Raw genomic sequence first — 14,339 nt, 5'->3', positions numbered from 1 at the left:
CGCCTGGCGAAAGATCGGCAATTCCCTGTGCAGTGGCTCGGAAGCAAACAGCTCGGCATGGGTGGTCAGGGCGCCGATTCTGATCCCGGTTTGGCCGATCTCGATTCCATTGATCTCGGCGATGCCGCCGATATCGACCAGGAGTTCGGGAGACGCCAACCGCAGCTTCAGCGCCGGCAGCAGGGTATGGCCGCCAGCCAGAAGTTTTGTTCCATCGGGATCGTCCCGCATCAGGTCGATCGCCTGGGCAAGCGAAGATGCGCGGACATAATCGAAGGCTGCGGGGATCATTGGGACGCTCCCATGCGTGCTTGTTGCACCGCAGCCCAGATGCGTGGCGGCGTCAGCGGCATGTCCATATGTTTGATACCGAACGGTGACAAGGCATCGAGCACGGCGTGGACCATGCAGGGCGGGGCGGCAATCGAGCCGCTCTCGCCGATGCCCTTGACGCCGATCGGGTTGGTCGGCGAGGGAGTCTCCTGGAATAGCGATCGGATGTTCGGCACATGCTCGGCGCGCGGAACGGCATAGTCGAGCAGCGAGCCGGTCAGAAGTTGCCCATTGTCGGGATCGTAGCTGACCTCTTCATAGAGCGCCTGCGCGATGCCCTGCACCACGCCGCCGTGGATCTGGCCCGCTGCGAGCAGGGGATTGATCAGCGTGCCGACGTCGTCCACCGCGACATAATCGAGGATATCGACGATCCCGGTTTCTGGATCGACCTCGACATAGGCGAGATGGATGCCTGACGGCGAACCCATGCCGGTCGGGTCGTAAAACACAGTCTCATCAAGGCCCGGCGCGACGCCATCAGGCAGTTTGTGCCCGACATAGGCCATGCGGGCGACCTTCGAGAAGGTCACCGGCGCAATATCCGTGCCGGGCACGCTGAACGCGCCCGCCGAATAGGAAACATCCTTCTCGTCCACTTCCAGCATGCCAGCCGCGATTTTCTTAGCCTTGGCGACAATGCGTTGCGAGGACACGTGCACGCTGGATCCGCCGACGGCCATCGAACGGGAATTGAAGGTGCCGTGGCCGGCCTGAACCTGGCGGGTGTCACCCTGTACGATGTCGATGTTTCCAATCGGAATCTGCAGCACGTCCGCCGCGATCTGCGACAGCGACGTGATATGGCCTTGTCCCTGACTCATCGAGCCCGAATAGATTGTGGCTCGTCCGCTGGAATCGATGCTGACCCGTGCGCTTTCCCAGCCGCCACGGTCAAATCCGCTCATGGCCAATCGGCGTGACGGCGCCATTCCGCACATATGCGTATAGGCGGCGACGCCAATGCCGCGATAGACGCCGCTTCCGCGCAAGGCTTCGCATTCGCTGCGGCGTCCTTCATAGTCGAAGGCCGCGAGCGCCTTGTCGAGCAGTCCCTGGTAGTTGCCGCTGTCGTACATCACGCCCATGCTGCCGTAGGGCCGATAGGGAAATTCCGCTGGCTGAACGAAATTCTTCCGCCGCACCTCGACTTGGTCGAGCTTGAGGTGGCGCGCCACCGCATCGATCGCACGCTCGGCAATATAGGCTCCTTCGGGCCGGCCATAGCCGCGATAGGCATCGACCGGCACGGTATTGGTGACCACGACGCGAGAAGTCGCTTCATAATTGTCGATCTTGTAGGTGCCGGTGCCGAAGTTGACCGTATTCACGGTCGGACCGCCGCTTGCCATGTTCGAGAGATAAGCGCCGACATTGCCCAGTGTCTCGACTTTCAGGCCAAGGATCTTGCCGTCGTTCCTGAACGCGATCTCGATGTTTTCTGTATGAGCGCGACCATGGCTGGTCGATTGATGACTCTCGGAGCGACTCTCCCACCATTTGACCGGTGCGCCGAGTTCGCGCGCGAGATAGGGGCAGAGCAGGTCCTCCGGATATAGATGCATCTTGGCGCCAAAGCCGCCCCCGATATCAGGTGCGACCACCCGCAATTGATGCTCGGGAATGCCGACGGTTTCCGCGATCCAGCGCCGGTGCATGTGGGGAACCTGGCTGCCGATATAGACCGTCAGCGTGCCGTCCGGTTCTGGCGAAGCAACGATCGCGCGCGTTTCCATGCACGTCGGGATCAGGCGGTTGTTGACGACGCGCAGTCCGATGACCTGATCGGCCTCGCGGGTGGCCTTCTGGTAGTCGCCCCCGCGTACCTTATAGATCGTGGTGATGTTCCCGGGCACGTTATCGTGGAGCTGCGGTGCACCATCGCGGATGGCGACTTCTTCGTCGATCACGGCGGGCAGTACCTCGTAATCGACATCGATCAGGCCGATGGCGTCATAGGCCTCGGCCAGCGTTTCCGCCACCACTAGCGCCACGCACTCGCCGACAAAGCGAACGCGATCGGTTGCGACCACAGGACGAAACGGAACTTTGCTGCCCGGGATAACCCAGTTCGGCACGATCGGTCCGATCTTGCCGGATAGCGCCTCTCCCGACAGAGCGAGGCGAACACCCGGCGAGCCTTTAGCTACCGACAGATCGACGCTTCTGATCTCGGCGTGGGCGTGCGGTGACCGCAGTACCGCCATATGCAGCATACCCGGCAACCTGACGTCATCGACGTAGCGGCCCTTGCCGGCGAGGAGTTTGAGATCTTCGCGTCTCCTGAGCGGTTGGCCGATAAGGCGGATGGCGGTCATTTCGTTCATGGCTGATCGCCTTTCGATGCCAGGCTTTCGACGGCGCGGACGATGTTGTGATAGCCGGTACAGCGGCAGATGTTGCCAGCGAGCCCTTGGCGGATATCGTGCTCGCTTGGATCAGGCCGGTCCTTCAATAGCTGGCGCACGCTCATCACCATGCCCGGCGTGCAGAACCCGCATTGCAGCGCATGATGCTCGTGGAATGCCGCCTGAATGGGGCTGAGTTCGGCGCCTGTGTCGGTCAGGCCCTCGATCGTCGTGATTGACGCGCCGTCTGCCATCACGGCCAGCAGGGTGCAGGACTTTACCGCTCGTCCGTCGAGCTCCACCGTGCAGGCGCCGCACTGTGAGGTATCGCAGCCGACATGCGTGCCGGTGAGGCCAAGGTCCTCCCTGATCAGATGGACCAGCAATTTTCGCGCTTCTACTGCGACGGTCTTGCGGGCGCCGTTGACTTCGAGCGTCACGGCATGAAGCCTTTCAGAACTGGACATGACACCTCCCTCACGAAAACCTGATGTTGCTGATGTCGATGGCGACGACGATCCCGTCCTGGATCGGAGTTCCGTCGGTGTTTCGGCGATAGGCGCGGCGTTTGGTGGAAATCTTGATCCCGTCGAAGTCGCGATAGTCGGACGTGTAGTGCGCGGTCGGAACGCCGCCGGCGACGTCCGCGAAATAATCGAGCCTCGCAATCAGGCCGTTGTCGTCGACATAGAACACCTGCTCGGGCGAGTGTGTGGCGACCGATTTTGGGAAAGTGATCTTGAGCCGGCGCCACGTCTCACTGCCTTCGACCCATGGTCCGATCTCCTCGATCGCAAAGCCCGGCAGCGCGAACATGAAGGGCGTGTTAAGGTAGTTCCACATCGCGTAGCCGCTGAAATAGGCGAGGTGGAGATCGTCCCAGGGCGTCGCCGGCGAGTGGCCGGAAAATGCTTCGCGCGGATTGGACCGCTGCTTGAGGCGCTTGCCATCGAAAGCATCGATCGCGACCAGGTCAGGTCGATAGAAGCTGCGCAGGCCCTCGGCCGTGAACGGCTGGTAGCTGAGCTGCTGTTGGGCGATATCGACGGCGACGCGAACGTTCTTCAGCGCGTCCGGCCAGCCTTTTCGCGCCCAGAGGCCGCCGACGATCGACATGTCCCCTTCAATGCTGCGAAACCGCTTCCATTGCCCGACGCCGTGGGCATCGAGAACCAGATCGCGCAGGTATGCCATCGCCGTTTCCCCCGTTGTGCTTATAGTAACTCTAATGATAAGAGTAAGAGAGACGCAAGCCCTTTTACAGGATTTGCGCGGGCAGCCGAATTACTCTAATAATCAGAGTAGTTTGCAAGGACGGAAGCGATGCGGTTGAAGAGCTTTGAGGGAATGACGTGCTCGATTGCCGGCGTGCTCGATGCCGTCGGCGACCGCTGGGCCATGCTGATCCTGCGCGATCTCTCGCTCGGGCTGAGCAAATACGAGGAGCTGAGGAAGTCGACTGGGGTCACGCATGCGACGCTGTCGGACCGGCTCGGGCATTTGGAAGAAAACGAGTTGATCGAGCGGCGGCAGTACCAGACGGGCCCCGATCGCTACGAATACATCCTCACGCGAAGAGGGTGGGACATCGTCCTGGTGATTCAGGCGCTCGCCCAGGTCGGGGACAAGTGGGCCATTACAGGCGACGCGGGGCCGCCGCTCAGGTTCATCAACAAGAACAGCGGACGTCCGGTGAAGGTCGCACTGGTCGACGACAAGTCAGGGGAGGTGGTCCGATTGAGAGACATCCGGCCGCAGGCCGGGCCAGGCGCCGACGAGCTCGTGCGGTGGCGACTGACCAAGTTCGACCAGCGATGATTTCGGTCTGTCGCTAATCAGGCGCCGGCTTCAGCGCGTACAGGCCGAGAGCAGCCAGCGAAAAGATCGTCAACACCACGCCTAGCGCGAACATTGCTTCATGCGACACGGTGGCGGCCAGCCATACGCCGGCCGCGGCGTTCATCATCTGCCAGAAACCGAGCAGCGCCGAGGCCACTCCGGCTTTCTGGCCGAACGGAGAGAGCGCCTGCGCGGTGCCGAGGGGAGTGACAATGCCCATGCCGAGGACGAACACGCTCATCGCGCAGAGATACGGCAGGAAGGTCGGGCTGAACAACGAGACGAGCAGGATCCCCACGCTGCCCGCGGCCGTTGCCCACAAACCGGCACGGATCGAGCGCTTGAGCCCGTGGCGTGGTGCCAATTTCGTTGCCAGCATGCCGGCCGCGAATACGATCAGGACGGTGCCGGCGAAAAAGAGACCCAGCTGGATCGGGGTAAACTGAAGTGCTTCGATGAATATGCGCGGAGCGGCCGAAAACATCGAGAACAGTCCGCCTATGATCAGGCTGACGGTTGCGGCGGGGACCGCGAAACGGCGATCGCCAATTAGACCGAGATAAGTTCCGCTGATGGCTATCGGATCGAGCGGAACTCGGATCGAGTTGTGGGTTTCGCCAAGCAGGATGCCATAGGCTATGGCACCAATCACCGCAAGAACGGCGACGAGGGCGAATTCGGAGCGCCAACCAAAGGTGTGATCGAGCGCGCCGCCAAGCAGCGGCGAGAAGCCAGGAGCCACCGACATTGCAATCATGATTAGCGTCATCGCCCGTGCCAGCGCCGCGCCGCTGAACATATCGCGGGCTATGGCACGCGACAGTACTGATGTCGCGCAAGCGCCCGACGCTTGCAAGACGCGGCCGATGAGAAGATTTGCTAGATCGTTTGCCAGGCCGCACCAGACACTGCCGCCGAAGAACACCGCAAATCCGACTAAAACTGGCCAGCGTCTCCCGTAGCGATCCGAGATCGGTCCGACCAGGAGCTGCCCCAATGCGAACACCGCAAGGAAGATTGTGATGGCAGACGTGACCGCCGCGCTTGTGACATCCAACGATGCCGCCATCTGCGGCAACGACGGCAGCATAATATTGGTCGCGAGCGTTCCCATTGACGCCAGCCCGGCAAGGACCGCGATCTGCAAGGCGCCGGAGACTGGCGCGCGCGGTGGTGCAGTCGCGACCGCTTCGCTCTGGTCGGCCATGAGACCTTTCGTCACGTTGAGGTACCAGCTTCCGGGCAGGTCACAAAACGTCGGGCGGCACCGTTCGTGCCGCTCGCCATGGTATGTTCCGCCTGGACAATCTGTCAGCGGACGATGCGCTCGACCGCAATAGCGGTGGCCTCTCCACCCCCGATGCAGAGCGCCGCGACGCCGCGCTTCAGATTTTGCGCTTCGAGCGCGTGCAGCAGCGTCACGATGAGGCGCGCGCCGGTGGCGCCGATCGGATGGCCGAGCGCGCAGGCGCCGCCGTTCACGTTCAGCTTTTCGCGGGGAATGCCGAGATCCTTCTGCGCGGCCATTGCCACCACCGCAAAGGCCTCGTTGATCTCGAACAGGTCGACGTCGGCGACGCTCCAGCCGATTTTATCGAGCAGCTTGCGAATGGCAGGGATCGGTGCCGTGGTGAACCATTGCGGCTCCTGGCTATGGGTGGCGTGGCCCTTGATTTCGGCGAGCATCGGGAGGCCGTCGCGATCGGCGAGCGAGCGTCTTGCCAAGATGAGCGCCGCGGCGCCGTCGGCGTTGGCCGAGGAAGCGGCCGGCGTGATGGTGCCGTTGGCGCGGAACGCGGGTTTGAGGCCGGGGATCTTGGCGGGATCGACCTTGAGCGGATGCTCGTCGTTGGCGATGATCCGCGGCCCGGCTTTCTCGGTCAGTGTGATCGGCACGATCTCGGCCTCGAACGCACCGCCTTCCACCGCCTTGCGCGCACGGGTCAGCGTCTCCATAGCGTAGGCGTCCTGGTCCTTACGGGTGAACTGATAGGCTTCCGCGGTCGCTTCGCCGAAATCGCCCATTGAGCGCCCGGTCTCGTAGGCGTCCTCGAGTCCATCCATCATCATGTGATCGATGATCCTATCGTGGCCGGCACGATAGCCGCCGCGCGCCTTGGCGAGCAGGTAGGGGGCGTTGCTCATGCTCTCCATACCGCCGGATAGCACGATGCTGGCGGAGCCAGCATGGATGATGTCGTGAGCCAGCATGGTGGCCTTCATGCCCGAGCCGCATACCTTGTTGATCGTGGTCGCGCCGGTGGCGTCAGGCAGTTTGGCTCCGCGCGCGGCCTGGCGTGCCGGGGCCTGCCCCTGGCCGGCCGGCAGCACGTTGCCCATGAAGACCTCGTCGATCCGCTCTGGCGCGAGCGTTGCGCGCTCCAGCGCGGCGCCGATCACATGGGAACCGAGCTTGTGTGCGCTCAAGAGGGACAATTCACCCATGAAACGGCCGAGCGGGGTGCGGGCGGCGGAAAGGATGACGACGGGATCGTTGGATGCGGCCATGACGGGTTCTCCTGCTCGGTCGCGAGTTATTATATGACGATAATCATCTATGAACTGGAATGCAATGCGGTGTTGGCGGCCTCCTTCCTGGCGCCAAGGCGCTTTCCGGGTTGCTGCCATGCAGAAGGGATCTAGGTCAATTCTATTTTAGAATTGACTTTCTGGAAAACCGGTCGTTTGGTGGGAGCCTCCCCCAAGGCAAGCGGCGGCGCGTCCGCTGAACTTTGACCATGATGCCGACCGCCGCGCGGGGTCGGCCTCAAGGCACGTAAGTTCTAAAAGTGTACGTTATGCTCGACGGTTGGGTGCAAAATGGAAGCCGGCTCTTGCCGATCAGATGGAAGGGAACGATCATGAGTATTGCAGATTTCATCCGCAGCGAAGTGAACTCCAATGAGATCGTTCTATTTATGAAAGGCACGCAAGCCGCACCGGCTTGCGGATTCTCTGCGCAGGTGGTCCGAATACTCGACCATCTCGGCGTGCCCTTCAAATCGCACAACATCTACGAGTCCGAAGAATTGCGGCAGGGGATCAAGGATTACTCGGATTGGCCGACAATCCCGCAGCTGTACGTGCGAGGGGAATTCGTCGGCGGTTGCGACATCGTAACGGAGATGTTCCAGTTGGGGGAATTGCAGGCTCTTCTCCAGAAGAGCGTGCCAGCGCAGTCCTGAGCGCACGCTGCGACTACATCGAAAGCCGATGCAATGGCTGCTTCGAATGATGCAGGGCTCGCATCGCCACATCGATCTGCATTGCGATTCCCGCTATCGAAATGAATCGGGTACGCCGGCCGGCAGGATCGAGGTCTCATGGAATGCGGTCTAACCCTGCTGCTCGCTATCGAACACGTCCCCGACCTGAACATCGATGAAATCAGACGGGGACAGCTCCTCGCGTTGACGGTTGGACTGCCTTGTGCGGTCGTGGCGCAATTTGTTCTTTGGCTTGCGCTGTGACGCACACGCGCGCAGCACTTTTCTTAGCCATCCCTGCAAATCTCGAATTCGCCACTGGAGAAGAAATCGTGCGGTCTAGCGGAAGACGGCTCGCTGCGGCTGGCTGTGTCCGCCCGGCAATCGGAACGTTGCGAATACGTCCTGACGCTGGGCGGCTTCAGAGCCAGTCAGCAGACAAGACTAGGAGGCGGTGCCGCTGATCGCACGTGAATAGCGCTATCTCGATTTTTTTATCTAGCGCAGCGCGCGGGTCACGGCAACCATATTGGAACTGACCTCCGTCACGAGCCACAAATAAAAGGCCAGGCGAACATCGACATCATCCCCTTAGGGAGGGACACCAATGGACTATCGCATCTTCAAGACTGCGGGTTCGTTACTGGCCGCTGGTCTGCTCGGCGCAGCGACCGCGACGGGCGCGATCGCCCAGAAGGCTTATGACGCTGGCGCGAGCGATACCGAAATCAAAATCGGCAACATCATGCCGTATAGCGGACCGGCGTCTGCCTACTCCGTGATCGGCAAGACGTTCTCCGCCTATTTCAAAATGGTAAACGAGCAGGGCGGCATCAACGGCCGGAAGGTCAACTTCCTCAGCTACGACGACAGCTACAGTCCACCGAAAACCGTCGAGCAAACGCGCAAGCTCGTCGAGAACGACGAAGTGCTGCTGCTGTTTGGCATACTCGGAACGCCGGGCAACTCCGCGATTCACAAGTACGTCAACGCGAAGAAGATCCCGCACCTCTTCCTCGCAACGGGCGCTTCGAAGTGGGTTGATCCGCAGAACTTTCCCTGGACGATTGCCTTCATTCCCAACTACCAGAACGAAGCCCGCATCTACGCGCAATACATCATGAAGAACCATCCGAACGCGAAGATCGGAATTCTTTATCAGAACGACGACTTCGGCAAAGACTACCTCATCGGTTTGCGCGACGGTCTGGGCGCCAAGGCCTCGATGATCGTATCGGAGGCTCCATTCGAAGTGACCGCGCCGACGGTCGATTCCCAGATAGTACAGATCAAATCCGCGAATGCCGATGTTCTGCTGACGATCGCAACGCCGAAATTTGCGGCGCAGAGCATCAGGAAGGTCGCTGAGGTGGGATGGAAACCCGTTCACATCGTTAGCAACGTTTCGTCGTCGGTGAACGGCGTGATGAAGCCGGCCGGCTTCGAGAACGCTCAGGGTGTGTTGAGTGCCGTTTATCTCAAAGACGCAAACGATGCGAAGTGGAAGAACGACCCTGGCATGAACGAGTGGTTGGCCTTCATGGACAAGTATTTTCCTGAGGGCGACAGAGGCGACGGCTTCACGGTGTACGGCTACGCCGTCGGAAAGACCATGGTCGAAGTGCTCAAAAAATGCGGCGACAATCTCACCCGCGAGAACGTGCTCAAACAGGCGACCAATCTCGATATCGAGGTCGGACCGTTGCTTCCCGGCATCCGCCTTAGAAGCAGCCCGACCGACTACAACTTGATCAAACAGCTTCAGATGCAGCGATTCCAGGGCGGCAGCTGGGAACTGTTCGGGCCGCTCCTCAGCTCCGAACGCAGCTGACTCGCTCTCCCATTTGGACAACGAAGACCTGTGCACCGTACAGGCCTTCCCTCTGCTGGGTCCTCGACCCGCTCCCTTCGACGCCGCACTCGCACGATCTGATCAAGTGTTGCGTCAGATGCGCCTTCAGGGCGGACCATCTCGAAGGAAGGGGCAGAACAACAGCGTCTGCTTCCCGACCGAAGCTGATGAAGATCGAAGACGACCGCATCTTCCTTCCGAAGGTAGGCTGGGAGAATTCGGTCGGACGGGACCGGAGTTAAACACGGCCGATTCAGGCCGCAATCTAAAGGAGCGCGCAATGGCGTTGGCGGAAGCTGCAAACGAAGAGAGTCATAAGGACGAGGCGATAATCATAACTGAAGTCGACGGACCCGTGACAATTCTGACGATGGTGTATCGGCCTTACAATCTGGTCGGACCTGCGTTGAGTTCGGCGCTGATCGGCGAGTTCAATGCGGTAAGGTCACGCGGCAGCAGGGCGGTGCTTCTGCGAAGCGGTTTGCGTCATTTTTCTGCGGGGGCGGACCTCACACTCTTCGCTGACCGGATACAGAAAGGCAATGACAGCACGTTCAGTGGCCTCGATCTTCTCCGTGCCTTTGAAGAACTGCCGGTGCCGATCGTGACGAGTATCCATGGCGTTTGTCTTGGGGGTGGGCTCGAGCTCGCGCTTGCGAGCGATTACATTATCGCAGCTGAGTCCGCAAAAATTGGCTCGGTTGAATCCGCGCTCGGGCTACATCCTTTGATGGGAGGCATCCAGCGTCAGGTACAGCGGGCCGGTATGGCCCGCGCAAAGGAGATGTCAATGCTTGGGCGCCGTTACGATCCGGCGACTCTCGAGCGTTGGGGTCTGATTAACCTTGTCGTTCCTGATGACGGGCTTGAGAAAACATCGCTAGCGATCGCCCATGAACTGGCGCGCGGACCAACGATCGCGCACGCTGCTACCAAGAGATTGGCCGCAATTGCCGCCAACGAGGGCGTAGAAGCTGCAGATCTCGCAATGGTCGAATTGCAGAAGCCAATTTGGTCATCGGAAGATCTCAAGCGGGGTCTTGAGTCGTTCATGGCCAATGGACCGGGCCTCGCTAAATTCCAGGGGAACTGAAGATGACCGGACCACTGAGCGGCATTCGTGTTGTCGATTTTTCCAGAGTTCTAGCCGGTCCGCTATGCGCTCGAACCCTGGCCGATTTGGGCGCGGAGGTCATCAAGATCGAACCTCCAAGGCCGGATGTATCACGCTTTGCAGTCCCGTTCGAAGGCGGGATGTCGGGCTATTACGCACAGCAAAATGTCGGCAAGCGTAACGTTAGCATCGATTTGAATGTACCAGGTGCGCGCGAGCTTGTTCTTCGGCTTTGCGATACGGCTGACGTCGTCGTTGAGAACTTTCGGGCGGGCACATTGGAATCCTTCGGTCTTGGTTATGACGATCTCGCGTCACGTAATCCGAAACTGATATATGCCTCGATCACAGGATACGGTCAGGGCGGCCCATGGCGCGCGCGTATGGCCTATGCTCCAACGGTGCAGGCCGAGTCGGGATTTACCGCAAATACTTTGCGACACATGGGCGACGCGCTTTCGGTGCCGCGTACCGACAGCCTTTCGCATGCTGATGTCTATACCGGGCTGCAGGCAACAATTGCTATCCTTGCTGCGCTATCCGATCGCGCGCGAACCGGAAAAGGACAATACATCGACGTTGCCATGGCGGCGACGATTGTGGCTGTTAACGAACGTGCTCACGTCGATCTTGCTGAATTGGATCTTGGTGCGGAGCCTGCAATTCTTGGAGCAACCGATGGTCCGTTTCTTCACGGACCAAAGGGTGAGACGTTTATATTGGCTCAGAGCATCGTCGGAAGTATGACGTTCCCAAGCTATCTCGGCGCTATGCGCCGCGCCGACCTTGCGGATGACCCGCGTTTCAAAACTGCTGCTGATCGCGCCGCCAATTATGACGCGTTGCTTGAAATTATCCAAACGTGGGTATTGACGTTTGCTGATATGGCAAGTCTGGACGCGCAGCTCGACGAAGCAAAAATCGCCATGGGTGAAGTCCGCACGCTGGGTGCGCTCGGCCGGACAGATTGGTCTGATTACTGGGGCGCAGTGCAGGAAGTGTCCAATCGCAACGGCGGTGTGTTCCGCTTACCGGGTCGCCCTTGGAAGTTCTCTGAATCGAAGCTTCCGGCTCCGACCGAGCCAGCATTTCAGGGAGAGCACAATCGCGACGTTTTCTCAAAGCTCGGGCTCAGTTCTCAAGAGATTGATCGATACCATTCGAGTGGCGCATTTGTCGCTCCAAAGACCGCCTCGCCCGAAACGTCGTAATTAGTATCACGATGGATCAAATTGCAGGTGTAGGCGGCAAAAGTCATTCGAGTGGATGTGCATTTGCCTGACGGGGTCAATGAAAGGGAAGCGATATTCCGGATGATCAAATCGTGGATCGAAGGCTCTGATGATGGCGGCTTCTCGCTCGCTAACTTGCCTTACGGTGTTTGCCGCAACGAAAAGACAGGCCAGTACCGTTTGTGCGTCGCTATCGGCGATTATGCGCTTGATCTCGCTGCGTACGCTGACAAAGGTCATTTTCAGGATCTTGGAATTCCGAGTGCCGTCTGGAGGCACAATTCGCTAAATGCGCTGCTTGCAGTGGATCGCCCTTTGCGGGACGGCTTGCGTTCGAGGTTGCAATCACATCTGTCAACGAGCAGTCCATATCGTAGCGATGTCGAGGAGTGCCTTCTGAATCGCTCTTCCCTTCGAATGTCTTCACCTGTCGCGCCCGGGGATTTCGTCGACTTCTTCTCGAGTTATCACCATGCCTATCGCGCGATGCAAATTGTGCGGCCAGACTTGGGATTGCATCCCAATTGGTTGTCTCTTCCCGTAGGCTATCACAGTCGAACCGGCACGATCGTGGGGCCTGGCGAGGCCATCATCCGTCCGCATGGACAATATCTGGAAGGCGAAGAGGCAATCTATGCTCCCACGCGCGCTCTCGATTTCGAGTTGGAAGTCGGCTTTGTTGTTGGTCGCGCGTCCCGAAATGGAACTCCTGTCGGGGTCCAAAATTTCAGTGACTATATATTCGGCCTTGTTTTGTTAAATGACTGGAGCGCGCGAGATTTTCAACGATGGGAAGCAACTCCGCTGGGGCCTCTCCTGTCAAAGTCCTTCGCAACTCAGGTAGGGGCTTGGGTTGTTCCATTGGAAGCTCTCGCAAATAGTGGCTTGGTGCGTGAGCAAACACCGCCACCACTAGATTATCTTAAGTGTACCCAACCGCTCTGGTTTGACGTGTCGCTCGAAGTTGAACTGACATCAGCAATTATGCGGGAGAAAGGCATCCCACCGCTGGTGATCTGTAGATCCAATCTGTCCGACATGCACTGGAACGGTGCGCAACAACTCGCTCACGTGACCTCGAACGGATCGGTAGTAAGACCTGGCGACTTGTTGGGGTCAGGCACGGTGTCGGGCGAGTCGATCGATGGCTCGGGTTGTCTTTTGGAGTTAACCAGCGACGGCAAAAATCCAATAGCGCTGCCGGACGGAACCGAACGTCGATACCTTTTGGATGGCGATCAAATTCGCTTCACGGGTACAGCGAATGGCCCATCAAAGATTTCTTTCGGAGATCTTGTCGGTGTTGTTGCTCCTAGCCGAAGGCCCGAACAGTAGTTTCTAGAGAACTGGCGGTCGCGGTGCGCACCGTAGGTCTGAATGACGATGCAGAGTCGGACGGGCAGGCGCTTGCTGGCTTCTGGAGGTGCGGTCCGCATGGCAACGGAACCGCACTGCACCATCAATGTGCATATCGAACGCGGGCAGGCCCACCGCCGCTCGACTACTGATCTGCTCGCGTCATCGGCCATTCAACCAAGAGGCAAGTCGCATGTCCGAACACACAATCGCTCTCGACGTTAATGGGACTCCGCACCGAAACTCTGTTCCATCGCGAAAGCTTCTGGTGCATTTTCTCCGCGACGATATGCGCCTCACGAGCGTTCATGTCGGCTGCGATACCACCCAGTGCGGGGCATGTACGGTTCATCTCGACGGCCGAGCGGTCAAGTCCTGCACGGTTCTCGCCGTACAGGCGGACGGTTGCCGCGTCAGCACGATCGACAGCCTGGCGGTAAATGGGCAACTTCATCCGCTCCAGCAGGCGTTTCAGAATTGCCACGGGCTCCAGTGCGGCTTCTGCACCCCAGGCATGATCATGAGTTCGCTCGAATTACTCGAACGGGAGCCGAACCCCAACCGAAGAGCGAATTGCTGCGTGGCTGAAGGGAAACTTCTGGCGCTGCACAGGCTACCAGCACATCGTGGAAGCGATTCGTTCAGTTGGTCACGAGCGGGCCAGTGGCGCCGGACACGGCGATCAGGTTGCCACGTACAAAGCAGCTCGGGAGGCCAGTCATGCCTAAATCAAAGACGAAGACTGAGCCGCTGCCGGAGGCAATAACTACTTCGGTCTTTCCCGCAAAGCCGGACGATGGCGGGCGCTTGGGCCGTCCCGCACGCAGGCGTGAGGATTTGCATCATCTTCTGGGTCTGGGCAACTTTACCGATGACATCCGTCATCTTCCCGTCTCTTCGAATAGCTGGGACTTGGTCGTCGCACTATCCCGGCATGCGGAGCAGCTCACCCGTTTGCTCACCTAGTTTGGCGCGTGACCATGGCGACGATGCCGGGCAGGCGCGGTTCGCCATCCGTCAACCGCTTTATGCCGATCAACGCTCGAATGATGCGAGGCA

At 59.4% G+C, this 14,339-nt stretch carries 13 protein-coding genes and 1 pseudogene; 8 read left to right on the top strand and 6 right to left on the bottom strand.

The window, feature by feature from the left end; translation table 11 throughout:
• From ACT4OC_RS25685 to ACT4OC_RS25670, 4 genes are all read right to left on the bottom strand, one after another.
• Positions 1 to 291: FAD binding domain-containing protein (locus tag ACT4OC_RS25685; RefSeq protein WP_444841849.1), on the bottom strand; the 291-nt coding region annotated here is incomplete at its 3' end.
• A complete protein-coding gene (locus tag ACT4OC_RS25680; protein ID WP_444841848.1) occupies positions 288 to 2,660 on the bottom strand; it encodes a xanthine dehydrogenase family protein molybdopterin-binding subunit in 2,373 nt (790 codons plus the stop codon). The genes ACT4OC_RS25680 and ACT4OC_RS25685, both read right to left, overlap by 4 nt.
• Complete coding sequence (locus ACT4OC_RS25675) at positions 2,657 to 3,148, bottom strand: (2Fe-2S)-binding protein (RefSeq protein WP_444841847.1); 492 nt, start codon at positions 3,146 to 3,148, stop codon at positions 2,657 to 2,659. The genes ACT4OC_RS25680 and ACT4OC_RS25675 overlap by 4 nt, the downstream gene beginning before the upstream one ends.
• Positions 3,149 to 3,158: 10 nt before the next feature.
• Positions 3,159 to 3,875 carry a hypothetical protein gene (locus tag ACT4OC_RS25670; protein WP_444841846.1) on the bottom strand — a complete coding sequence of 239 codons (717 nt, stop codon included), beginning with the start codon at positions 3,873 to 3,875 and terminating at the stop codon, positions 3,159 to 3,161.
• A 129-nt stretch (positions 3,876 to 4,004) separates the two neighbouring features.
• Here ACT4OC_RS25670 and ACT4OC_RS25665 point away from each other — a divergent pair, with 129 nt between their 5' ends.
• Positions 4,005 to 4,499 carry a winged helix-turn-helix transcriptional regulator gene (locus tag ACT4OC_RS25665; RefSeq protein WP_444841845.1) on the top strand — a complete coding sequence of 165 codons (495 nt, stop codon included), beginning with the start codon at positions 4,005 to 4,007 and terminating at the stop codon, positions 4,497 to 4,499.
• 13 nt (positions 4,500 to 4,512) lie between these two features.
• Here ACT4OC_RS25665 and ACT4OC_RS25660 read toward each other — a convergent pair whose 3' ends face one another.
• A complete protein-coding gene (locus ACT4OC_RS25660) occupies positions 4,513 to 5,727 on the bottom strand; it encodes a multidrug effflux MFS transporter (RefSeq protein ID WP_444841844.1) in 1,215 nt (404 codons plus the stop codon).
• A gap of 104 nt (positions 5,728 to 5,831) precedes the next feature.
• The gene (locus ACT4OC_RS25655) at positions 5,832 to 7,028 is read right to left on the bottom strand and encodes an acetyl-CoA C-acyltransferase (RefSeq protein ID WP_444841843.1); all 1,197 of its coding nucleotides are present in this window, start codon (positions 7,026 to 7,028) and stop codon (positions 5,832 to 5,834) included.
• A gap of 353 nt (positions 7,029 to 7,381) precedes the next feature.
• On the opposite strand from ACT4OC_RS25655, the gene grxD reads away from it, so the two are divergent.
• The 7 genes and pseudogenes from grxD (at position 7,382) to ACT4OC_RS25620 (ending at position 14,246) form a co-directional block, all read left to right on the top strand.
• Positions 7,382 to 7,705: a Grx4 family monothiol glutaredoxin gene (gene grxD, locus ACT4OC_RS25650; RefSeq protein ID WP_444841842.1), complete on the top strand. Its 324-nt coding sequence runs from the start codon at positions 7,382 to 7,384 to the stop codon at positions 7,703 to 7,705.
• Between the two features lie 628 nt (positions 7,706 to 8,333).
• Positions 8,334 to 9,557 carry an ABC transporter substrate-binding protein gene (locus tag ACT4OC_RS25645; RefSeq protein ID WP_444841841.1) on the top strand — a complete coding sequence of 408 codons (1,224 nt, stop codon included), beginning with the start codon at positions 8,334 to 8,336 and terminating at the stop codon, positions 9,555 to 9,557.
• A gap of 301 nt (positions 9,558 to 9,858) precedes the next feature.
• The gene (locus ACT4OC_RS25640) at positions 9,859 to 10,671 is read left to right on the top strand and encodes an enoyl-CoA hydratase/isomerase family protein (RefSeq protein ID WP_444841840.1); all 813 of its coding nucleotides are present in this window, start codon (positions 9,859 to 9,861) and stop codon (positions 10,669 to 10,671) included.
• Positions 10,672 to 10,673: 2 nt separating this feature from the next.
• Positions 10,674 to 11,903, top strand: a complete 1,230-nt coding sequence (locus ACT4OC_RS25635; RefSeq protein WP_444841839.1) for a CaiB/BaiF CoA transferase family protein — start codon at positions 10,674 to 10,676, stop codon at positions 11,901 to 11,903.
• A gap of 102 nt (positions 11,904 to 12,005) precedes the next feature.
• Complete coding sequence (locus ACT4OC_RS25630; RefSeq protein ID WP_444841838.1) at positions 12,006 to 13,259, top strand: fumarylacetoacetate hydrolase family protein; 1,254 nt, start codon at positions 12,006 to 12,008, stop codon at positions 13,257 to 13,259.
• A 214-nt stretch (positions 13,260 to 13,473) separates the two neighbouring features.
• Positions 13,474 to 14,008 (top strand): annotated as a pseudogene (locus tag ACT4OC_RS25625) ((2Fe-2S)-binding protein).
• Positions 14,001 to 14,246 carry a hypothetical protein gene (locus tag ACT4OC_RS25620; protein ID WP_444841837.1) on the top strand — a complete coding sequence of 82 codons (246 nt, stop codon included), beginning with the start codon at positions 14,001 to 14,003 and terminating at the stop codon, positions 14,244 to 14,246. Before ACT4OC_RS25625 ends, ACT4OC_RS25620 begins: the two are co-directional and overlap by 8 nt.
• Positions 14,247 to 14,339: the final 93 nt, after the last annotated feature.

It is taken from the genome of Bradyrhizobium sp., from assembly GCF_052389815.1.
Lineage (GTDB): Bacteria > Pseudomonadota > Alphaproteobacteria > Rhizobiales > Xanthobacteraceae > Bradyrhizobium.
The sequence above is the reverse complement of the archived record's forward strand: the minus strand, read 5'-3'. Positions and strand labels throughout refer to the sequence as shown.

Bases quoted from the DNA above. Each gene is read 5' to 3' on its own strand.
- ACT4OC_RS25640 (WP_444841840.1), top strand. From the start codon at position 9,859: ATGGCGTTGGCGGAAGCTGCAAACGAAGAGAGTCATAAGGACGAGGCG.
- ACT4OC_RS25645 (WP_444841841.1), top strand. From the start codon at position 8,334: ATGGACTATCGCATCTTCAAGACTGCGGGTTCGTTACTGGCCGCTGGT.
- ACT4OC_RS25630 (WP_444841838.1), top strand. From the start codon at position 12,006: ATGATCAAATCGTGGATCGAAGGCTCTGATGATGGCGGCTTCTCGCTC.
- ACT4OC_RS25635 (WP_444841839.1), top strand. From the start codon at position 10,674: ATGACCGGACCACTGAGCGGCATTCGTGTTGTCGATTTTTCCAGAGTT.
- ACT4OC_RS25620 (WP_444841837.1), top strand. From the start codon at position 14,001: ATGCCTAAATCAAAGACGAAGACTGAGCCGCTGCCGGAGGCAATAACT.
- ACT4OC_RS25670 (WP_444841846.1), bottom strand. From the start codon at position 3,875: ATGGCATACCTGCGCGATCTGGTTCTCGATGCCCACGGCGTCGGGCAA.
- grxD (WP_444841842.1), top strand. From the start codon at position 7,382: ATGAGTATTGCAGATTTCATCCGCAGCGAAGTGAACTCCAATGAGATC.
- ACT4OC_RS25665 (WP_444841845.1), top strand. From the start codon at position 4,005: ATGCGGTTGAAGAGCTTTGAGGGAATGACGTGCTCGATTGCCGGCGTG.
- ACT4OC_RS25675 (WP_444841847.1), bottom strand. From the start codon at position 3,148: ATGTCCAGTTCTGAAAGGCTTCATGCCGTGACGCTCGAAGTCAACGGC.
- ACT4OC_RS25680 (WP_444841848.1), bottom strand. From the start codon at position 2,660: ATGAACGAAATGACCGCCATCCGCCTTATCGGCCAACCGCTCAGGAGA.
- ACT4OC_RS25655 (WP_444841843.1), bottom strand. From the start codon at position 7,028: ATGGCCGCATCCAACGATCCCGTCGTCATCCTTTCCGCCGCCCGCACC.
- ACT4OC_RS25660 (WP_444841844.1), bottom strand. From the start codon at position 5,727: ATGGCCGACCAGAGCGAAGCGGTCGCGACTGCACCACCGCGCGCGCCA.